The sequence below is a fragment of the Lysobacter terrestris genome, from assembly GCF_014489475.1.
In the GTDB taxonomy this organism is placed as follows: Bacteria; Pseudomonadota; Gammaproteobacteria; order Xanthomonadales; family Xanthomonadaceae; genus Agrilutibacter; species Agrilutibacter terrestris.
In genome coordinates, this window is the sequence record NZ_CP060820.1 from 341,672 (window position 1) to 363,108 (window position 21,437).

Below are 21,437 nucleotides of genomic sequence, written 5' to 3' on the forward strand. Positions count from 1 at the left end.
CCGTCGATTCGCGGGCCGAGATCAGCGCGTCGTCGACATCCGCGCGGCCCACTCGCTTGCCGGCCGTGCACGCGAGAACAGGAACCCCTGCCCCTGCTCGCAGCCGATCGCCAGCAGGCAGTCGCGCTGGGCCTCGGTCTCGATGCCTTCGGCGATCACTTCCATCCCCAGCGTGTTCGCCAACGCGAGCACCGCGCGCACCACCGCAACGCTGCCGCCGCGTTCGCCCGGCACCAGTGCGCTGACGAAGGAGCGGTCGATCTTCAGCGCGTGCAGCGGGAAGCGATGCAGGTAGCTCAACGACGAGTAGCCGGTGCCGAAGTCGTCCAGTGCTGCCAGCACGCCGCCGCGACGCAGCGTGTCGAGCGTGGCGAAGACCTGGTCGGGATTCTCCAGCAGCGCCCCTTCGGTGACCTCGATGCGCAACCGTTGCGGCGGCACCCGGTAGGCATCGAGCAGGTCCAGCAGCTGCCGCGCCAGCGCCGGCGAGCGGAAATGCCGCGGCGACACGTTGATCGTCACGTAGCCGGCATCGCCGGGCAGCGTTTCGATCTCGCGGCAGGCGTGCTCGAACAGACGCCAGTCGATCTGCTCGACGCTGCCGCTGTCCTCGGCGACCTTCAGGAACTCGCCCGGCAGCATCAGCGCGCTGCCCGGGCGGCGCCAGCGCAGCAGCGCCTCGTAGCCGGCGACGTTGCCGGTGCGCAGGTCGACGATCGGCTGGTAGTGCGGCTCGAACTCGTCGCGCAGGATCGCGCGGCGCAGGTCCACCTCGAGATCGAGCAGTTGCAGGGCTTCCTGGTGCAGGCGCTCGTCGAAGATCTCGAAACGCTGGCGCCCGTGCGCCTTGGCGCGGTACATGGCGACGTCGGCGTCGCGCAGCAACTCCTCCGCCTTGTTGTAGCGCCGGCTGCCGAGGGTGATGCCGATGCTGGCCGAGGTGAACAACTCCTTGCCGCGGATGTGCATCGGCTCGCTCAGGGCCTGGATCACGCGTTGCGCGGTATGGCACGCGTCCTCCGGCAGTTGCACGTCCTCCACCAGCAGCGCGAACTCGTCGCCGCCCAGCCGCGCGACGACGTCGGAATCGCGCACGCACGCCGCGAGGCGTTCGCCCGCCTGCCGCAGCATCTGGTCGCCGGACAGGTGGCCGACGCTGTCGTTGATGATCTTGAAGCGGTCCAGGTCGAGGAACAGCACGGCGAAGCGGTGCTCCGGATCACGCTGCAGGCGCGCCAGCGCGCGCTCGATCGCGCCGTAGAGGAAGGTGCGGTTGGGCAATCCGGTCAGCGAATCGTGCAGCGTCTCGTGCACCAGCTGCTGCTCCGCGCGCTCGCGCACTCCGATCTGTTCGCGCAGTTCGGCCACGGCTGCAGCCAGTTCACGCGTGCGGTCCTCGACGCGGGCCTCCAGTTCGCCCTGCACCTTCTTGCGCGCCAGCGCGGTGAGGATGTGCTGCGCGACATAGGCGAGCAGCGCGCGGTCCTCCTCGGTGTAATGCACCGATTCGTCGTAGCTCTGCACCACGACGACGCCGCGCACTTCGCCCTGCCCGACCATCGGTACGCCGAGAAAATCGGCCGCGGGCGTGCCCAGGCCGATGCCACCGGGCACATCCAGCAGCAGCGCGACGTCGCGCGCGGGCCCCATCGCGGTGCGGCCGTGGCGGATCAGGCCTAGGGTCAGGCTGCTGCGCAGCGCCGCGGCCGGGATTTCCTCGTCGGGCTGCACCAGCCCGGGGTCCATCTCGTCCGCCCGGTACGGGAACCGCAACGTGTCCTGCTCGGCGTCGTACAGGGCGATGTAGAAGTTCTTCGCGTACATCAGCTCGCCGACGATCTCGTGGATGCCGTGCAGCATCTCGCGCATGTCGAGCTCGCTGCTGGCGAGGTCGGCGATGCTGTAGAGCGCGGCCTGCAGCCGTTCGCCGCGCTGGCGCTCGCGCACCTCGCGGGTGAGCTCGCGCGTGCGCTCCTCCACGCGGCGCTCCAGTTCCGCGTGCGCCTGCTTGCGCAGCATCGCGGTGAGGATGTGCTGGGCGACGAAGGCGAGCAGCGCGCGGTCCTCCTCTGTGTAACGCGCGCCATCGTCGTAGCTCTGCACCACGATCACGCCGCGCACGACGCCGTCGACGGCCATCGGCACGCCCAGCCAGTCGGCGCTGTCGGGGCCGTAGCGGTCCGAATCGGGGTAATCGAGCCCGAATTCCAGCAGCAGGTCACGCGAAGGCCCCATCGCCGGCCGCCCGTGGCGGATCACCGCAAGCGTGAGGCTGCTGCGCATCTCGTCCGCGGGGATCTCTTCCGTCGTATCGACCCGGGCCGAATCGTGCTCGTCGGCGAAATAGATGAAGCGCACGCTGTCGCGGACGGTGTCGTAGAGCGCGATGAAGAAATTCTCGGCGTACATCAGTTCGCCAACCACGCCGTGCACGCGCGCGAGCATTTCCGGCATGTCGAGCTTGCTGCTGGCGAGGTCGGTGATGGCGAACAGCGCGGTCTGCAGCTTCGCCGTCTTCTCCAGCCGTTGCGCGGCCAGGCGCTGCTCGGCGAGCTCCAGCGCAGTCGCGAGCCGGGCGCGGAGCACGCCGAGGAAGTCGTTCCAGGCCGGTGCACCGAGCTCGGGAATGCAATCCGAAGCCGGCCAGTCGGCCCGCAACCACAGGCGGCGGTCCACGTCGGCGACGCCGAGGTCTACCTCGATGCGGCGCCAGCCGTCGCCATCGCCACTGCGATGCGTGTGTCGCGCCGCCGGATCAGCATCGCGCCCGGGCGTTGCCGGCCGCCAGTGCAAGGTCACGTTGCGCGCGCCGAACACGCTCTCCATGCGCGATTCGGCCACAGCCGCGATGTCCTCGAGGCTGGACACGGAAAACAGAGCGGACACGAAATCGAGGTCCGGCACGGCGTTCAACCTGATGCCGGTTCCGTCGTCCTGCCCGGGTTCCGGGGCTGGCGTGGCCATGGTCGCGCCAGTGTACGCCCGCGCAGTGGTGGCGTAGCGCGGCCGGCGGGTTAACCTGCGCGGCCGCCTGCATTCATCCCGGTGACTCGCCGCTACACGGCGCGAACCTCCACCGCAAACCGGTCAGCCCAACGCCTTCTCGATGTCCTTGGCGATCGCCTCGGGCTTGTCGGTGGGCGCATAGCGCTTGATCACCGTGCCATCGCGGCCGACCAGGAACTTGCTGAAGTTCCACTTGATCGCATCGATGCCGAGGAACCCGCCCTTCTCGTCCTTGAGCCACTTCCACAGCGGGTGCGCCTTGTCGCCGTTGACGTCGACCTTGGCGAACATCGGGAAGGTCACGTCGTAGTTGAGCGAGCAGAAGTTCTTGATCTCCGCTTCGTCGCCCGGCTCCTGGTGGCCGAACTGGTCACATGGGAAACCCATCACGACCAGCCCGCGCCCCTCGTAGTCGCGCCAGAGCTTTTCCAGGCCGGTGTACTGCGGGGTGAAGCCGCATTGCGAGGCCACGTTGACGACCAGCAGCACCTTGCCGCGGTAGTCCGCGAGCGATCGCGACTGGCCGTCGATGTCGTTGGCGGTGAAGTCGTAGGCGGTGGTCATGGGCGCGGCGTCCTGGCGGAGGGTCCGAGCATACTCCGCGCCCGAACCGGAAAAAAAGAAACGCCGGGCGAACCCGGCGTTCCATTCGATGCGACTTCGTTGCAACCGGCCTGCGATGCCGCGGCCGCAAGGCGCGTCCGGTCAGAACGACGCCTTGAACTCCACGCCCACCGTGCGCGGCTCGTTGATGAAGCCGGTCAGGTTGTTGAAGTCGATGCCGCCGACGACCTTTACTTCGTCGGTGATGTTGCGGCCGAACACGGCGAGGTCGTACTTGCCGTAGTTCCAGCTGTAGCCAACGCGCAGGCCGCCTTCAACCAGCGACTGGCCGGTGAATTCCTTCGACTCGTACAGGAAGAAGTTCACTTCGCTACGGTAGGCCCAGTCGGTGAAGACGTAGAACTCGCCGCCCTCGCCCATCGGCGTGCCCCAACGTGCGGTCACGTTGTGGGTCCACTCCGGCGCCTGCGGCAGCGGGTTGCCGTCGATCAGCGCCTTGCCGCTGGCGTCCCGCGGATCGGTGACGGTGCACTGCGCGCAGACCGAAACCGACAGGTCGTCGTCCTTGATCTCGGTGTCGTTGTAGCTGCTGCCCAGGGTTACCAGCAGCGAGTCGGTCAGGTAGGCCTGGAAGTCCAGTTCGAAGCCCTGGCCGACGCTCTTCTCGGCGTTGATCAGCACGTTGGCGTTGGAAGAACCGCCGACCGCGGTGAGTTGCTGGTCCTTGACCTCGTAATAGAAGACGCCGGCATTCACGCGCGCGCGCTTGTCCCAGAAGTCGGCCTTGATGCCGATCTCATACGAGGTGGAGGTTTCCGGCTCGGCCACCGACTTGAAGTTGAAGGCACTCGCGGCCTGGATGCTGCTGCCGCGGTAGCCGGTGGCGACGCGCGCATACAGGTTCACGTCGTCGTTGAGCGCATAGGTACCCGAGAGGTCCCAGCTGAACTTCTTGTCTTCCGGCGAGGCCGACAGGTCGCCATCCGGCTCAAGGGCGATCAGGTCGGCCATGGTGCAGCGCTTCGGGCCGGTCGTCGGATCGCCGAGGATCGGGCCGATGCAGGGCGCGTATCCGTTGGCGTAATACTCCTCGACGTCCAGCTCCTTCTTGTCGACCGTGTAGCGCATGCCGGCGCGCAGTTCGAGCGCGTCGGTGGCCTGCCAGGTCGCGGCGCCGAACACGGCCCACGAATCGTTGGTCTGGTTCACGCGCTCGTAGCCGTCCTCGATGCCACCGTTGGTGGAGTCGTAGCTGAAGCTTTCGACGTCGTAGTCTTCGCTGAAGTAGAACAGGCCGGCCTGCCAATCGAACGCCGTGCCGGTGTTGGACTCGATGCGGAATTCCTGCGTCCATTGCGAATGCTCGGGGATGCCGTCGGCGGTCTCCGAAGCGAACGGAATGAAACCCGGCTCGCCCACGGTACCCAGGAACGCATTGTCGAATCCGTTGCCGCCGTCGATGTCGCCGCGGCTGTAGGTTTCGACCGACTCGTAGCCGGTGATCGAGTGCAGCTTGTAGCTGCCCAGGTCCCAGGTCAGGCGGGCGCTGGCGCCCTGGCTGTCGAGGTCGGTGTAGTTCAGGCCATCCAGCGCGACCTTGTCCTCGTCGAAACCGTCGACCAGGTCGTTGGTGCCCGGCTTGATGATGTTGGCGCGGAACAGGCGCGCGGTGCTGTTGAGGTGGCGGCCGTGCACGTTGAACAGCGCCTCGAAACCGTCGCCTTCGTACAGCGCCTGCAGGCGCGCGGCCGATTCGTCGTACCCCTCGAAGCCGTCGTTCGGGCCCGGGTAGGTGTTCTCGACCCAGTTGTCGCGGCGCTGGAACAGCACCGACGCGCGCGCCGACCAGTTCTCGGTCAGGCCGCCGCCGATGGCGCCTTCGAAGTTCCACATGTCGTCGCTGCCGTAGCCGACCTTGCCGTAGCCGCCCAGGTCCTGCGACGGGCGCACGGAGCCGAACTTGACCACGCCGGCCGGGCTGTTGCGGCCGAACAGCGAGCCCTGCGGGCCACGCAGCACTTCGACCTGGTCGACGTCGAACACCGGGAAGCCCTTCAGGATCGGGTTCTCCTGCACCACGTCGTCATAGACCAGCGACACCGGCTGCGAGGTGTTGAGGCGGAAGTCGGTGTTGCCGTAGCCGCGGATGTAGAAGCGCGGGAAGGCGCGGCCGAACGACGACTCGATGTTGAGGCTCGGCACGCGACCGGACAGGAAGCGCACGTCGGTGCCGCCGGACGCCAGCGCGTCGAGCTTCTCGCCGCTCACGGTGCTGACGGACACGGGCACGTCCTGGATGTTCTCGACCTTGCGCTGCGCGGTGACCTGCACGGCATCGAGCGTGGCGGCCTTCTCGGCGGGCGTGGCGGCTTCCTGCGCCAGTGCGGCGTGCGCCGGCAGCAGCAGGGCGATGGCGACGGCCAGGGCGTGGCGGGACAGCTGACGAGCGTGCAGCGGCTTGGAGGACATGGTCGGTCTCACAGGACTGGCGGCCACGGTGGCCGGATTCGAGGATTGCCGTTGCGTCTGGGCGCAATCGGCGCTGACTGACCATCCCTTGATGGTCGCTGCGGGGGCCCCTACCCGCGGGTCGACTTGGATCGGACCCGGAAATGTTACCGCACTGTTAAAGCCCCGTACCGGGGAGTACGCCTGCCGGTGGCCCCCGCCGGTCGGGCGGGCGCCACCGGGCGGCGGTCAGCGGCCGGCGCCGACCTTGGCCGGCGCGGCGAAGGGCTTGATCCCCAGGGCGTCGAAGATCTCGCTCGGGTAGTACGCCGTGTCGCCCTTCAGGACCACGGCGACATTGCGGATATCGGAGATGTTCTTCGTCGGATCGCCGTCGATCAGCACCAGATCGGACAATTTGCCCGGGGTGACGGAGCCGCGGTCGGCCAGCGTGCGCGAGTACTTGGCACCGTTCCAGGTCGCGACCTGCAGCACCTGTGCCGGGGTCAGACCGGCGCGGACGTACCACTCCAGTTCGCTCTGCACGGTGAAGCCGGGCACCGCGTCGGTGCCGGCGACGATCGGCACGCCCGCCTTGTACATGCGGCCGACGAACTCGACCATCTTCCGGAACGACCTGTCGTAGCGCGCCGCGGTCGCGTCGTCCGGGATCTTCATCTCGGCGACCTTCAGCCCGCGCTGGATGTCCGGCGGCATGTGCGCGGCGACCGGCGCGTAGCTCTCCGGCATCTGGCCTGCGCGCTGGCGCAGGAATTCGAACGTCGACAGGGTCGGGTCGATCACGGTCTGCTTCGCCGCCAGCGTGGCGATGAAGTCCTGCACCGGCTTGCTGTCGAAGTCGAGGTCGGCGACCTTCTCGGCCGGCAGGTAGAAGCGCTGCAGCGTGCGCGTGTCGGTCTTGTCGTCGACGAGGAAGTTCAGCAGCACCTGGTTGATGTGCTGGATCTCGTCGTAGCCCTGCTCGACCACGTCCTGCGCGCGCATGAACGCCGGCACGTGGCCGCTGACGCGCAGGCCCTTGCCGTGCGCATAGGCGGCGGTGTCGCGCAGCAGTGCCTTCGGGAAGGAGTTGTAGATCTTCACCTGCGGGTAGCCGTGCTCCGCGTACCAGTCGACGGCCTGCTTCGCCTCGTCCAGGTTCTTGATCACGAAGCCGTTGCGCGCCGACATCTGGCTTTCGCCCTCGATGAAGCCGGCCGGCACGATCCGCGTCGACAGCAGCGTACCCGCCTTCTCCTCGGCCATGATCTGCTGCAGCGTGGCGTTGTCGTTGCCCATGTCGCGCACGGTGGTGACGCCGGTGGCGATGTTCAGGCCGCCATCCCAGCGCCCCAGGTGGCCGTGCATGTCGAACATGCCCGGCAGCAGCACGCGCCCGCCGCCGTCGATGACGTTGTCGGCCCTGGCCGCGCCGCCGGTCGGCGTCACCGAAACGATGCGGCCATCGCGCACCAGCACGTCGGACGCGGCACCGAGCGTCGCGTGCTCGCTGTCGAACACGCGCGTGTTGCGGATCAGCGTGCTGCCCTTGAGCGGATGCGCCAGGCGCTGCTGGAACGCGACCAGCGTGTCGGCTTCGGCCTGCTTCTGCTTCGCTTCGAGCGCCACGCCGTTGCCGGCCCAGCCCTCCTCGATCAGTTGCACCCAGCCCGGGACGATGAAAGCGAACAGCCGCGGCGATTCGCCCTGCGTCGCCCAGGCGAACGTCGGCGTAAGGCCGACCCCGGTGATCGCGAGCAACTGAACCTTGCGCGTGTCCTTGCCGTTGCTGACTTCGGCCTCGGCCACCTTGCGCGTGCTGAGGCTGCCGCTGGGGATCAGCGGCAACTTGCCGTCGGTGCGCTTGGCGAGCGCGGCGAAGGCGACCGAGAAGCCGGCCGGCGTACCGCCGAGCGGCGAGTACAGCGCGGTGCCTTCGACCTCCTGCGCACCGTTGTCGGAGGTCGACTTCCACCATGCCTTGTTGCCGTCGCGGCCGAAGGATTCGTCCACCGGTGCGCCGAAGGTGGTGCTGCCGGTGACGTGGTAACTGCCGAAGGTGCCGTCCGGCGCGAGCTTGAATTCTTCCTTCAGCTCGGGACCGCGGCCGTTGTCCTTGAAGAGGTAGTCGACGCGGATGACGCCGTCGTCGCCGGTGGTGACGATCTGGTGCCCGGCCTGCTTGCCGTTGTCGACGAGGGCGACGTAGCGCAGCGTTTCGGCGGCGGATGCGGTGCCGGCGAGGATCATCGCCAGGGACAGGGCCAATGCGCGTTTCATTCCCGGAGTTCCTTGTCAGGTCGAATGGAAGCCGGAGCATGGACGCAAACGCGCGGGATTGCCTAGGTCGAAGGTTGGCCTGAGGCGGCCGGCGATCAGCGTGGGCGTAAGCAGCGAAGCCTTCTTCTCCCCGCGCGCGGGGAGAAGGAAATGCTCCCCCAGTTACCGCTTGCTAATGCCGGGTCGGCTCCGAGACTTCCTTCACCACCTCGGCCGTCGCCTCGCGCTTGCCCGCGAGTGCGAGGTCGGCGATGGAGACGATGCCGGCCAGCTTGCCGCCGGCGTCGACCACCGGCACGCGGCGGATCTGGTCGGCTTCCATCAGGCAGACGCAGTCGGCCAGGCTGGTTTCGGTAGTGACGGTGCGCACCGGCATGGTCATCGCATCGGCAGCGGTGGCCTCGTTGCCGTTGCGTCCGGTCGCGACGATGCGCACGGCGATGTCGCGATCGGTCACCACCCCGATCGGTCGCTGCGCGGCGTCGACCACCGGGATCTGGCCGCAATCGTGGTCGAGCATCATCCGGGCCACTTCGCGCAGCGGCGTGGTGGCGGTGCAGCAGGCGGGATCGGGCGTCATCACGGACATGACGTTCATCTGGCTCTCCTTCCGGCGGGGTATACGTTGGAACCCGCCCCAGCATCGGCAATCCGCGGTGCCGGCCGCGTGAGGCGCAAGATGAATGCGGACAAATACGGCAAAGCCGCCGCGCCCCTGCCTTTTGTCATGGGTCCCGCGTGCACCCCATCGGTTACCCTCCGGCCTCCCGCTCCGCTTGAGATCGCCCGATGAAGCACCGTCTCGCGTTGGCCGTCGCCATCGCCCTCGCCTCGGCAACCGCCCCGGCCCTCGCCCAGACCGCCACTGCCCAGTCCGCCAGCACCGTGAATCAGGCCAATCCCTTCTCCGCCGACAGCCCGCTGCCGTTGAACTATCCGCAGTTCGACAAGATCACGGACAGCGACTTCGCCCCCGCCTTCGACGCCGGCATGGCCGCGCAGCTGAAGGAAATCGACGCGATCGCCAACAACAAGGCCAAGCCGACCTTCGCGAACACCATCGTGGCGATGGAGAAGACCGGCCTGACGCTGGACCGCGCGACCAACGTGTTCTTCAACCTGCAGGGCACCATCAAGGACGACGCCCGCGACAAGCTGGAACTCGAGTACTCGCCGAAGTTCTCGGCGCACCGCGACGCGATCGCGCTGAACCCGAAGCTGTTCGCGCGCATCAAGTCGCTGTACGACCAGCGCGCCAAGCTCAAGCTCGACGCCGCCGACCTGCGCCTGCTCGAGCGCCGCCATGACGATTTCGTGCGCGCCGGCGCCGCCCTGTCGGAGGCGCAGAAGACGCGCATCCGCGAGATCAACACCGAAATGTCGACGCTGGGCACGCAGTTCGGCCAGAACGTGCTGGCCGAAGTGAACGACTCGGCGATCGTGGTCGACAACCGCGACGACCTGAAGGGCCTGAGCGACGAACAGATCGCCGCCGCCGCCGAAGCCGCCAAGGCGCGCAAGCTCGACGGCAAGTACGTGATCGCCCTGCTCAACACCACCGGCCAGCCGGCCGAGGCGCAGCTGGAAAACCGCGCCCTGCGCGAGCGCATCTACAAGGCGTCGGTCAACCGCGGCAGCCGCGGCAATGCCTGGGACAACACCGCGATCGTCGCCAAGGTGGTGAAGCTGCGCGCCGAGCGCGCCAAGCTGATGGGCTTTGATACCGCCGCCAACTTCGTGCTGGCCGACGAGACCGCCGCGAACCAGGACAACGTCAACAAGATGCTGCGCCAGCTGGCGCCGGCCGCGGTGGCCAACGCCCAGCGCGAAGCCGCCGACCTGCAGGCGATGATCGACGCCGAGCAGAAGGCCAGGAAGCAGCCGACCTTCAAGCTCGAGCCGTGGGACTGGGCCTACTACAGCGAGAAGGTGCGCCAGGCCAAGTACAACTTCGACGAAGCGCAGCTCAAGCCGTACTTCGAGATGAAGAACGTGCTGGAGAACGGCGTGTTCTTCGCCGCGCACAAGCTGTACGGCATCAGCTTCAAGGAACGCACCGACCTGCCGAAGTACCACCCCGACACCTGGACCTACGACGTCTACGACAAGGACGGCAGCCTGCTGTCGATCTTCATCTTCGACCCGTACGCGCGCGAGTCCAAGCGCGGCGGCGCGTGGATGAACACCTACGTGGGCCAGTCGGCGCTGGACGGCAAGAAGCCGGTCGTCGCCAACCACCTCAACATCCCCAAGCCGTCGGCGGGCAAGCCCACGCTGATGACCTGGGATGAAGTGACCACCGCCTTCCACGAGTTCGGCCACGCCCTGCACGGCTTCTTCTCGGACGTGAAGTACCCGTACTTCACCATGAACGTGCCGCGCGACTTCGTCGAATACCCGTCGCAGGTCAACGAAATGTGGGCCGACTGGCCGGAAATCCTGGCCAACTACGCCAAGGACTACCAGACCGGCGCAGCGATGCCGAAGGAACTGCTGGACAAGGTGATCGCGGCCTCGAAGTTCAACCAGGGCTTCGCCACCACCGAGTACCTGGGTGCCGCGATGCTCGACCAGCGCTGGCACCAGCTGCCGGCCGACCAGCTGCCCGACGCCAGCGGCGTGATGGCCTTCGAAGCCAACGCATTGAAGGCCGACGGCATCGATTACGCGCCGGTCCCGCCGCGTTACCGCACGCCGTACTTCAGCCACATCATGGGCGGCTACGCAGCGGGCTACTACGCCTACATCTGGTCGGAAGTGCTCGACGCCAACACCGTGCAGTACATCAAGCAGCACGGCGGCCTGACCCGCGAGAACGGCGACCGCATGCGCCAGTACGTGCTCGCGCCGGGCGGCCAGATCGAAGCCGGCAAGCTGTTCCCGAACTTCGCCGGCTACGAGGCCAAGATCGGCCCGTTGCTGGAGAAGCGCGGCCTGGCCGAGGCGCCGCGCACCGGCAGCGGCGAGGTCGACGGCAACAAGGCGCAGGGCGCGAAGTAAGCCGCCCCGCACTGCGAAACGCCCGGAGCAATCCGGGCGTTTTTGTTTGGGCCGGAGCCGACATCCGGAACTCGTTCGCTTGCGGGGAGAAGGTCGAAGCGGGCGGCAGCCTGCCGGGGGAAGGCGGATGCGGGGCGAGCGAAGCGGGTTGCCGCGCCTCCGTGCAACGTCGGAATGGATCCCGGCTTTTGCCGGGATGACGAGCAACGGCCGAGTGCAGTGGTGCATTCCGACGAGCGCGCGCAGTGACTCGCACATGCCGGGGAACGCGGGGCGCCCACGACGGCCGCGCCCCGCGTCCGCCGGGGTACGGCGCCTCACCGTTCTCTGCGATAATCCGGCGCCGAATGGCCCCGTAGCTCAGCTGGATAGAGCGTCCCCCTCCTAAGGGGAAGGTCGCACGTTCGAATCGTGTCGGGGCCGCCAGTCCTGCATCTCTGCCAGCCGGTCGCCTGCGCCGGCCAGCGTCTTTTTCCATTTGGAGCTTCCCCATGACCCACCCCGTCCTCAGCGCCCTCGGCCTGACCGAAAACGAATCCGGCACCTTCCTCGGCAACGGCCAGTGGTCGGCCACAAAGGACGCGGGCGTGCTGGAGCCGGTCAACCCGACCACGGGTGAAGTGCTCGGCCGCGTCTACGCCTCCTCGCAGGGCGACTACGACACCATCGTCGAGCGCGCCCAGGCCGTCTTCAAGGTGTGGCGCACCACCCCGGCCCCGCGCCGCGGCGAAGCCATCCGCCTGTGCGCCGACGCGCTGCGCACGCACAAGGACGCGCTGGGTTCGCTGGTCGCGCTGGAAATGGGCAAGTCCAAGCCGGAAGGCGACGGCGAAGTGCAGGAAATGATCGACATCGGCGAATTCGCCGTCGGCCTGTCGCGCCAGCTGTACGGCCTGACCATGCACTCCGAGCGCCCGGGCCACCGCATGTACGAGCAGTGGCACCCGATCGGCATCGTCGGCGTGATCTCGGCGTTCAACTTCCCGGTCGCGGTGTGGGCGTGGAACTCGTTCGTCGCCGCCATCTGCGGTGACATCACCATCTGGAAGCCGTCGCCGAAGACCCCGCTCTCGGCGATCGCCGCGATGAAGATCTGCAACGAGGCACTGAAGAAGGGCGGCTTCCCCGACATCTTCTTCCTGTTCAACGACGCCGGCAGCGAGCTGGCGCAGCAGTTCGTCGACGACAAGCGCGTCCCGCTGATCAGCTTCACCGGTTCGACCAAGGTCGGCCGCATGGTCGGCGAGCGCGTCGCCCAGCGCATGGGCCGCTCGCTGCTCGAGCTCGGCGGCAACAACGCGATCATCGTCGACCAGACCGCCGACCTGAAGCTGGCGATCCCGGCGATCGTGTTCGGCGCCGTCGGCACCGCCGGCCAGCGTTGCACCACCACGCGCCGCCTGTTCGTGCACGAGTCGATGTACGACGAAGTGCTGGGCAAGCTGGTCACCGCGTACAAGCAGGTCGAAGGCAAGATCGGCGATCCGACCGACCCGAAGAACCTGATGGGCCCGCTCAACAGCCAGGACGGCGTCAACGCCTACCTCGACGCCGTCGAGAAGGCCAAGGCCGCGGGCGGCAAGATCGAAACCGGCGGCGCCGCGATCGAGGGCAAGGGCAACTTCGTCCTGCCGACGATCGTCACCGGCCTCACCAACGACGCGCAGATCGTCCAGCACGAGACCTTCGCACCGATCCTGTACGTGATGAAGTTCAAGACCATCGACGAAGCCATCGACATGCAGAACGCCGTGCCGCAGGGCCTGTCGTCGGCGATCTTCACCACCAACCTCAAGGCGGCCGAAGCGTTCCTGGCCGCGTCGGGTTCGGACTGCGGCATCGCCAACGTCAACATCGGCACCTCGGGTGCGGAAATCGGCGGCGCCTTCGGTGGCGAGAAGGAAACCGGCGGCGGCCGCGAATCGGGTTCGGATTCGTGGAAGGCGTATATGCGCCGCCAGACCAACACCATCAACTACTCCGACTCGCTGCCGCTCGCGCAGGGCATCAAGTTCGACCTGTAAGCGACGGCCGCAACGACGATGTACGGACTCGCGCGCCCCTTCCTGTTCGGCATGGATGCCGAGCGTGCGCATACGCTCACGCTCGACGCCCTCGAGCTCGCCTACCGCAGCGGGCTCAATCCGCTGCTGGCGCGCAAGCCCGAGCCGCTGCCGACCCGGGCCTTCGGCCTGAGCTTCCCCAACCCGGTCGGCCTCGCCGCCGGGCTGGACAAGAACGGCGCGCACATCGACGCGCTGCTGGCGCTGGGGTTCGGCTTCGTCGAGATCGGCACGGTCACGCCCAAGCCGCAGCCGGGCAACCCGAAGCCGCGCATGTTCCGGCTGGAAAGCCGCCACGCGGTGATCAACCGCCTGGGCTTCAACAACGAAGGCATCGACGTCGTCGTCCGCAACCTCGAGCGCGCCAAGCGCCGCGGCCTGGTCGGCGTCAACATCGGCAAGAACAAGGACACGCCGAACGACGCGGCCGAAGGCGACTACATGTACTGCCTGTCGCGGGTGTATCCGCTCGCCGACTACGTCACCATCAACATCTCCTCGCCCAACACCGCCGGCCTGCGCGAACTGCAGGAAGAGCAGTCCCTGCGCCGCCTGATCGGCACCCTGCGCGAGGAACAGGAACGCCTGCGCGCCAAGCACGGCAAGCACGTGCCGATGCTGGTGAAGGTTGCGCCGGACCTGAGCGAAAGCGACGTCGACGCCGCCGCGCGCGTGCTGAGCGACCTCTACGTCGATGGCGTGATCGCCACCAACACCACGGTGTCGCGCTTCCTCGTGGAAGGCGCCCGCCACGCGGAGGAAACCGGCGGCCTCTCCGGCGAACCGCTGATGGGCACGGCCACCGCCGTCCTGCGCATGCTGCGCACGCGCCTGCCGGAAGAGATCCCGCTGATCGGCGTCGGCGGCGTGATGTCCGGCGCGGATGCCGCGACCAAGCAGGCCGCCGGCGCCACGCTGGTCCAGCTTTACACCGGCCTGGTCTATCGCGGCCCCGACCTCATCCGGGAATGTGTCGAAGCACTGCGCCGCCGCAAGGAAGCACCCAGCCGCGGCCACCTGCCACCCGAAGTCTGAGCGAAGCATCCCCCGCATCCATGGCACCGCTTGCACATGACTGACTCCATCCGCATCGCCCGCGACGCCTCCCTGCAATCCCGGAATACCTTTGGCGTCGCGGCGACGGCTCCCGTGCTGGTGGAAGTGTCCGATGCAAGCGCCCTGCCCGCCCTCTTCGCCGATCCCGAATTCGGCGACCGGCTGGCGCTGGTGCTGGGCGGCGGCAGCAACCTGCTGTTCGCGGGCAATCCCGACGGCGTGGTGCTGGCGCTGACCGGCAAGCGCGTGGCGCACCTCGACGAAGCCACCACCAACGGCCACACCATCGTCCGCGCCGACGCCGGCGTGGAGTGGCACGACTTCGTGATGCGCACGCTGCGCCACGGCTTCGCCGGGCTGGAGAACCTCGCCCTCATCCCCGGCACCGTCGGCGCCGCGCCGATCCAGAACATCGGCGCGTACGGCGCGGAAGTGCGTGAGTTCATCCACGCGGTGGATGCGTTCGAACCCGCGACCGGGCAGATGCACCGCTTCGATGCGGACGGTTGCGCCTTCGCCTACCGCGACAGCCTGTTCAAGCAGCAGCCCGACCGCTACATCGTCACCGCGGTGGAATTCGCACTGCCGCGCGCACCCGCGCTGAAACTCGATTACGCCGGCATCCGCGAAGAACTCGCGCACATGGGCGTGGCGTCGCCGACGCCGCTGCACGTCGCCGACGCGGTGATCGCGATCCGCCGGCGCAAGCTGCCCGACCCCGCGGTGGTCGGCAACGCCGGCAGCTTCTTCAAGAATCCCATCGTGCCCGCGGTGCAGGCCGAGGCGCTGAAGGCGCAGCACGAAGCGCTGCCGCTGTTCCGCGGCAGCAGCGAGGCCACCCGCAAGCTCTCGGCCGCGTGGCTGATCGACCAGTGCGGCTGGAAGGGGCACCGCGACGGCGATGCCGGCGTGGCCGCCTCGCACGCACTGGTACTGGTGAACCACGGCCAGGCCACGGGCGCGCAACTGCTCGCGCTGGCGCGGCGGATCGCCGCCTCGGTGCAGGAACGATTCGGCGTCGCCATCGAGCCCGAACCCCGCGTGATCGGCGCCGCCTGGTGACGGCGCAGCCGCACAGGTTCATGCGCGCGGCGCTGCTGATGCTGGTCAGCACGCTGTTCTTCGGCCTGATGGCGGTGACGATCCGCTACGCCTCGCAATCGTTGTCGACGTTCGAGATCGCCTTCTTCCGCAATGCCTTCGGGCTGCTGGCCCTGCTGCCACTGCTGCTGCGCGGCGACCGCGCCGTGTTCCGCACCAAGCAACTGCCGCGCTACCTGCTGCGCAGCACGATCGGCATCGGCTCGATGCTGTGCGGCTTCTGGGCGATCGGCCATTTGCCGCTGTCGCAGGCGATCTCGCTGTCCTATTCCACGCCGCTGTTCGTCACCGTCCTCGCCGTGTTCTGGCTGGGCGAACAGGTGCGCATGCGGCGCTGGGCCGCGGTGGTGATCGGCTTCATCGGCGTGCTGGTGATCGTGCGCCCGGGCACGACCGGCTTCAGCGCCGGCTCGCTGATCGCGGTGATGGCCGCGGTGTTCAGCGCCGTCGTCGCGATCCAGATCAAGCAGCTCTCGCGGATCGACCCGGCCGACACGATCGTGTTCTACACCTACGTGTTCTGGGTGCCGCTGTCGCTGCTGCCGGCGCTGTTCGTATGGCAGTGGCCGCAGGGCATCACCTGGGTGTGGCTGGTCGCGACCGGCGTGTTCGGCACCGTCGCGCAGCTGTTGTGGACGCGCGCGCTGCGCATGGGCGACGTCTCGGCCCTGACCCCGATCAGCTTCATGCAGCTGCCGCTGGTCGCGGTCGCCGGCTACCTGCTGTTCGGCGAGAAACTCGACCGCTGGACCGTGCTGGGCGCCGCGATCATCTTCGCCGCCAACGCCTACATCGCGCACCGCGAGGCGAAACTCGCGCGGCAGCACGCGACCACCGCGCCGGTGGAAGCGGCCAAGCCGGGCGAGTAACGCAACCGGCTAGCGCACCACGGATTCCGCCGTAGGCACGTCCTGCTGCTGCCACGGCCGGCGCTGGTGCTGGAACACCAGGAAGAACGAACAGCCGGCCCACACCGAGGCCGCGGCCCAACCGGCGAGGATGTCGGACGGGTAATGCACGCCGAGATAGACGCGCGACAGGCCGACGAGCGCGGTGAACGCGAATGCGGCGAACGCCACCGGCCAGCGCCACGGCGTGCGCCACGCCAGCAGCGCACAAACCCACGCGAGGGTCATCGAGCCCATCGCATGGCCGCTGGGAAAGCTGTACGTGGTTTCCGGCGCGATCGATTCCCACAGCGACGGCCGGTCGCGGGCGAAGAGCTGCTTGGCCGCGAGGTTCAACAGCGCCGAACCGCCGAGCGCGACCCCGGTGAACAGCGCTTCGCGCGCGTGCCGCCGGATGGCGAGCACCAGCACCAGCAGGATGTCGAACGGGACGACGCCCCACTGGTAGCCCAGCTGCGAGAACAGCAGGAATACCTGGTCGAAGCCTTCCCGCGCCATGCGGTGCGCGATCAGCAGGATCGGCGCGTCGAACGGGAATGCCTCGGCTTCGCGCACTTCGTCGGCGATCTCCGCGAAGCCCCACAACGGCAGCAGCACGGCGATGAACAGCAGCAGCAGGCGCAGGCGATAGCGGCGGAAGAAGGCCGCGCCGAAGCGCGCCTCCTGCATCAGCGTCTGCGCGGCGCGCTCAGCCCGGGCCGGCGGCGCCATAGCGCTTTTCGACGTAGCGATCGATCAGCGCGACGAATTCGTCGGCGATGTGCTCGCCGCGCAGCGTCACCGTCTTCTCGCCGTCCTCGAACACCGGCGCCGACGGCGCTTCACCCGTGCCGGGCAGCGAGATGCCGATGTTGGCGTGGCGCGATTCACCCGGGCCGTTCACCACGCAGCCCATCACCGCGAGGGTGAGGTTCTCCGCGCCGGGATGGGTGATCTTCCATTCCGGCATCTTCGCGCGCACGTGCTCCTGCACCTTCTTCGCGAGTTCCTGGAAGAAGGTGCTGGTGGTGCGACCGCAGCCCGGGCAGGCGGTGACCATCGGCGTGAATGCGCGCAGGCCCATGGTCTGCAGCAGTTCCTGCGCGACGATCACCTCGGTGGTGCGCGACTGGCCGGGTTCGGGCGTGAGCGAGATGCGGATGGTGTCGCCGATGCCTTCCTGCAGCAGCACGCCGAGCGCGGCGCTGGAGGCGACGATGCCCTTGCTGCCGATGCCCGCTTCGGTCAGGCCCAGGTGCAGGGCGAAGTCGCTGCGGCGCGCCATCTCGCGGTACACGGCTACGAGCTCCTGCACGCCGCTGACCTTGGCGCTGAGCACGATGCGCTCGGCTGGCAGGCCGAGTTCGACCGCACGCTGCGCGGAATCCAGCGCAGAACGGATCAGCGCTTCGCGCAGTACTTCGGCCGCGTCCAAGGGTTCGGCGAGCGCGTGGTTCTCGTCCATCAGCCGGGCGGCCAGCGCCTGGTCGAGCGAGCCCCAGTTGGCGCCGATGCGCACCGGCTTGCCGTACTTGATGGCGAACTCGATCAGCGTCGCGAACTGCGTGTCCTTCTTCTTGCCGAAGCCGACGTTGCCCGGATTGATGCGGTACTTCGCCAGCGCTTCCGCGCACGCGGGTTCACCCGTGAGCAGCTGGTGGCCGTTGTAGTGGAAGTCGCCGATGATCGGCACGCTGAGGCCCATCATCGCCAGCTTGTCGACGATGCGCGGCACGGCCGCGGCGGCTTCGGGCGTGTTCACGGTGACGCGCACCAGCTCGGAACCCGCGCGCCACAGTTCCGCGACCTGCTTCGTCGTCGAGGCGACATCGGCGGTGTCGGTGTTCGTCATCGACTGCACCACCACCGGCGCGCTGCCGCCGACCTGGACGCCACCGATGGTGACGGCGCGGGTGTGGCGGCGGGGTTGCGGGCCGAAGGCCATGCCGGCGCAGGGCGGCGTGGCGGTGGACAGGTCGAGGACTGAATTCATGGGCGCATTGTATCGCGCGGACCCTTCGCGACCCGTAGACCCGTAGCCCGGGTAAGGCCGCACCCGGGGTCGAATCCCGCGGCGTTGCGAAAGGCGCCGGGTGCGCTGCGCTTACCCGGGCTACACGTCTGCGGTACCGTGGGCAGCCGTACCCCGCCTTCATTCATGAACCAAGACGACCCCAGCCACGTCCTGACACCGTCCCAGCTCAACACGCTGGCGCGGGACCTGCTGGAAGGCAGCTTTCCCCTGATCTGGGTCGAAGGCGAACTCGGCAACGTCTCGCGCCCGTCGTCCGGGCACCTGTACTTCGTCCTCAAGGACGAGCGCGCGCAGGTGCGCTGCGCGATGTTCAAGCCCAAGAGCAGCTGGCTGAAATTCGTGCCGCGCGAGGGCGTGCGCGTGCTCGCGCGCGGCCGGTTGACGCTGTACGAAGCCCGCGGCGAGTACCAGCTGGTGCTGGACCACATGGAGGAAGCCGGCGAAGGCGCGCTGCGCCGCGCGTTCGAGGAACTGAAGGCCCGGCTTGCGGCCGAAGGCCTGTTCGATGGCGAGCGCAAGCGCCCCCTGCCCCGCTTCGCCCGCCGCATCGGCGTGATCACCTCGCCCAGCGGCGCAGCGGTGCGCGACGTGCTCAGCGTGCTGGCGCGCCGCTTCCCGCTGGTCGAAGCCGAGGTGCTGCCGGTGCCGGTGCAGGGCACGGCCGCCGCGGTGCAGATCACGCGCATGCTGCAGCGCGCGGCGGCATCGGGCCGCTACGACGTGCTGCTGCTGACCCGCGGCGGCGGTTCGCTGGAAGACCTGTGGTCGTTCAACGACGAGCAGCTGGCGCGCACGATCGCCGCCTCGCCGGTGCCGGTGGTGTCGGCGGTCGGGCATGAAACCGACTTCAGTCTCTCCGACTTCGCCGCGGACCTGCGTGCGCCCACGCCGTCGGTCGCCGCGGAACTGCTGGTCCCCGACCGCGACGACGTCAACCGCCGCCTGCATGCGCTCGCTGCGCGGCTGCGCAACCTGCAGGAACAGCGCCTGCGCGCGGCGATGCAGCGCGCGGATCGCGCCGCGTTGCGCCTGAATGCCCTGCGCCCGCGCGCGCGACTGGATGCGCTGCACCGTCGCCAGGAAGACGCGTTGCGACGCCTCGCCGTCGCCTGGCAACGGCGACTGGATCGCGAGCGCGCCCGCATGCGCCACGCCAGCGCGGTGCTGCGCGCGGCGCACCCGCGACGCCGCATCGCCGGTTATCGCGAGCGCCTGCTCGGGCTGTCGTCGCGGCCGCAGGGCGCGATCGTGCGCCGCCTCAACCAGGAGACGCTGCGCCTGCGCGGCATCGCGCGTTCACTCGAAGCGGTGAGCCCGCTCGCCACCGTCGCCCGCGGCTACGCGATCCTGCGCCATCCCGACGGCCGCATCGTGCGTAGCGTGCTCGACGCCGCGCCGGGCGAGCGCCTCGATGCGCGACTGGGCGACGGCGAACTGCCGCTCCGGGTCGTCGACCCCAACGATCCCTAGTTGGGCGATGCCGCGTTTACACGGCATCGCTTAGGCTTTGCGCGACCCGGAGGATTCCATGCTCGCCAAGCGCTATCCCTGCTACCTCGCGAACCAGCCGGTCAGCATGCGGCAGGAACTCGACGTCCTCGACAAGTACACCGGCAAGCGCGCGACGCGTGTCGCCTTGGCCGACGCGGCCGCGGTGCGCAAGGCCATAGTCGCTGCGCACAAGGCGCGCGCCGCGATGGCCGCCTTCCCGCCCGATGCCCGCCGCGACGTCCTCGAACACTGCGTGCGCCGCTTCGGCGAGCGCTTCGAGGAGCTGGCGCAGGCCCTGTGCATCGAAGCCGGCAAGCCGATCCGCGATGCGCGCGGCGAAGTGACGCGGCTGATCGACACCTTCCGCATCGCCGCCGGCGAAGCGACGCGCAATGCCGGCGAACTGCTGGAGCTGCAGATCTCGCCGCGCACCCGCGGTTACCGCGGCATGGTGAAGCGGGTGCCGATCGGCGCGTGCAGCTTCATCACGCCGTTCAACTTCCCGCTCAACCTGGTCGCACACAAGGTCGCGCCCGCGATCGCCGCCGGCTGCCCCTTCGTGCTCAAGCCCGCGGACAAGACCCCGATCGGCGCCCTGATCATCGCCGAGGTCCTGGCCGAAACCGACCTCCCCAAGGGCGCGTTCTCGGTGCTCGTGTGCAGCACCGACGATGCCGCCGCGCTGGTCGAGGACGAGCGCATCGCCCTGCTGAGCTTCACCGGCGGCCTGGTCGGCTGGGAACTGAAGGCGCGCGCGGGCCGCAAGAAGGTCACGCTCGAACTGGGTGGCAACGCCGCCTGCATCGTCGATGCCGATCCCGGCGCCCCGCTCGACCATGTCGTCGAACGGCTGGTCTTCGGCGCCTACTACCAGTCCGGGCAGAGCTGCATCAGCGTGCAGCGCATCTACGCCCACGCCGACATCTACGACAAGCTGCGCCGCAAGCTGAAGGCCGCCGTGGCGAAGCTGCGCATGGGCGATCCGCGCTTTGATACGACCTTCATCGGCCCAGTCGTCAATGAGGAAGCCGCGCAGCGCGTGGAAAGCTGGATCGCCGCCGCGCGCAAGGGCGGCGCCAAGGTCCTCGCGGGCGGGCCGCGGGTGCGCAACATGCTGCCGGCGGCGCTGCTGGAAAAAGTGCCACGCGATGCCGACCTGTATCGCAAGGAGGCCTTCGGCCCCGTGGCGATGATCGAGCCCTTCGACGACTTCGACGAGGCGCTGGACCGCGTCAACGACAGCGACTTCGGCCTGCAGGCCGGCGTGTTCACCGGCAACCTCGCCCACGCGATGCGCGCATGGGACCGGCTCGAAGTCGGTGGCGTGATCGTCGGCGACGTGCCGAGCTTCCGCGTCGACAACATGCCCTACGGCGGGGTGAAGCATTCCGGGCAAGGCCGCGAGGGCGTGCGCTATGCCATCGAGGACATGACCGAACAGCGCCTGCTGGTCATCCGCGGATAGCCGATGCGCGAGGCGTAACCCCGTTCGCGGAAGCCAGGCGT

General features: G+C 68.3%; 14 protein-coding genes and 1 tRNA gene. 8 read left to right on the forward strand and 7 right to left on the reverse strand.

From position 1 onward, the window contains the following. Nucleotides 1-21: 21 nt before the first annotated feature. From H8B22_RS01610 to H8B22_RS01630, 5 genes are all read right to left on the reverse strand, one after another. Nucleotides 22-2,964: a bifunctional diguanylate cyclase/phosphodiesterase gene (locus tag H8B22_RS01610; RefSeq protein ID WP_225876247.1), complete on the reverse strand. Its 2,943-nt coding sequence runs from the start codon at nucleotides 2,962-2,964 to the stop codon at nucleotides 22-24. A 123-nt stretch (nucleotides 2,965-3,087) separates the two neighbouring features. Continuing rightward, nucleotides 3,088-3,570: a glutathione peroxidase gene (locus H8B22_RS01615; RefSeq protein WP_187712412.1), complete on the reverse strand. Its 483-nt coding sequence runs from the start codon at nucleotides 3,568-3,570 to the stop codon at nucleotides 3,088-3,090. A gap of 141 nt (nucleotides 3,571-3,711) precedes the next feature. After that, complete coding sequence (locus H8B22_RS01620; RefSeq protein WP_187712413.1) at nucleotides 3,712-6,039, reverse strand: TonB-dependent receptor; 2,328 nt, start codon at nucleotides 6,037-6,039, stop codon at nucleotides 3,712-3,714. A 228-nt stretch (nucleotides 6,040-6,267) separates the two neighbouring features. Then, nucleotides 6,268-8,298 (reverse strand): amidohydrolase family protein, encoded by a 2,031-nt coding sequence (locus tag H8B22_RS01625; protein ID WP_187712414.1) that lies wholly within the window; start codon nucleotides 8,296-8,298, stop codon nucleotides 6,268-6,270. Between the two features lie 172 nt (nucleotides 8,299-8,470). Beyond that, entirely contained in the window at nucleotides 8,471-8,896 is a 426-nt protein-coding gene (locus H8B22_RS01630) for a CBS domain-containing protein (protein ID WP_208456918.1), read from the reverse strand. Nucleotides 8,897-9,087: 191 nt separating this feature from the next. On the opposite strand from H8B22_RS01630, the gene H8B22_RS01635 reads away from it, so the two are divergent. From H8B22_RS01635 to H8B22_RS01660, 6 genes are all read left to right on the forward strand, one after another. Next, nucleotides 9,088-11,298 (forward strand): M3 family metallopeptidase, encoded by a 2,211-nt coding sequence (locus H8B22_RS01635; protein ID WP_187712415.1) that lies wholly within the window; start codon nucleotides 9,088-9,090, stop codon nucleotides 11,296-11,298. Between the two features lie 349 nt (nucleotides 11,299-11,647). Continuing rightward, a tRNA-Arg gene (locus tag H8B22_RS01640) sits at nucleotides 11,648-11,724 on the forward strand. Between the two features lie 65 nt (nucleotides 11,725-11,789). Continuing rightward, a complete protein-coding gene (gene amaB / locus H8B22_RS01645) occupies nucleotides 11,790-13,322 on the forward strand; it encodes an L-piperidine-6-carboxylate dehydrogenase (RefSeq protein ID WP_187712416.1) in 1,533 nt (510 codons plus the stop codon). 18 nt (nucleotides 13,323-13,340) lie between these two features. Beyond that, a complete protein-coding gene (locus tag H8B22_RS01650; RefSeq protein ID WP_187712417.1) occupies nucleotides 13,341-14,396 on the forward strand; it encodes a quinone-dependent dihydroorotate dehydrogenase in 1,056 nt (351 codons plus the stop codon). A 36-nt stretch (nucleotides 14,397-14,432) separates the two neighbouring features. Then, nucleotides 14,433-15,479, forward strand: a complete 1,047-nt coding sequence (gene murB / locus H8B22_RS01655; RefSeq protein ID WP_187712418.1) for a UDP-N-acetylmuramate dehydrogenase — start codon at nucleotides 14,433-14,435, stop codon at nucleotides 15,477-15,479. Nucleotides 15,480-15,499: 20 nt separating this feature from the next. Further along, the gene (locus tag H8B22_RS01660) at nucleotides 15,500-16,387 is read left to right on the forward strand and encodes a DMT family transporter (RefSeq protein WP_187712419.1); all 888 of its coding nucleotides are present in this window, start codon (nucleotides 15,500-15,502) and stop codon (nucleotides 16,385-16,387) included. Between the two features lie 9 nt (nucleotides 16,388-16,396). Here the strand turns inward: H8B22_RS01660 and H8B22_RS01665 are convergent, their stop codons facing one another. Together H8B22_RS01665 and ispG are read right to left on the reverse strand one after the other, a co-directional pair. Then, complete coding sequence (locus H8B22_RS01665) at nucleotides 16,397-17,095, reverse strand: phosphatase PAP2 family protein (RefSeq protein ID WP_187713480.1); 699 nt, start codon at nucleotides 17,093-17,095, stop codon at nucleotides 16,397-16,399. Nucleotides 17,096-17,114: 19 nt separating this feature from the next. Further along, complete coding sequence (gene ispG / locus H8B22_RS01670; RefSeq protein ID WP_187713481.1) at nucleotides 17,115-18,350, reverse strand: flavodoxin-dependent (E)-4-hydroxy-3-methylbut-2-enyl-diphosphate synthase; 1,236 nt, start codon at nucleotides 18,348-18,350, stop codon at nucleotides 17,115-17,117. A gap of 213 nt (nucleotides 18,351-18,563) precedes the next feature. Between ispG and xseA the strand changes: the two genes are divergently transcribed. After that, entirely contained in the window at nucleotides 18,564-19,910 is a 1,347-nt protein-coding gene (xseA, locus tag H8B22_RS01675; protein WP_187712420.1) for an exodeoxyribonuclease VII large subunit, read from the forward strand. 58 nt (nucleotides 19,911-19,968) lie between these two features. After that, nucleotides 19,969-21,396: an aldehyde dehydrogenase family protein gene (locus H8B22_RS01680; protein WP_187712421.1), complete on the forward strand. Its 1,428-nt coding sequence runs from the start codon at nucleotides 19,969-19,971 to the stop codon at nucleotides 21,394-21,396. Nucleotides 21,397-21,437: the final 41 nt, after the last annotated feature.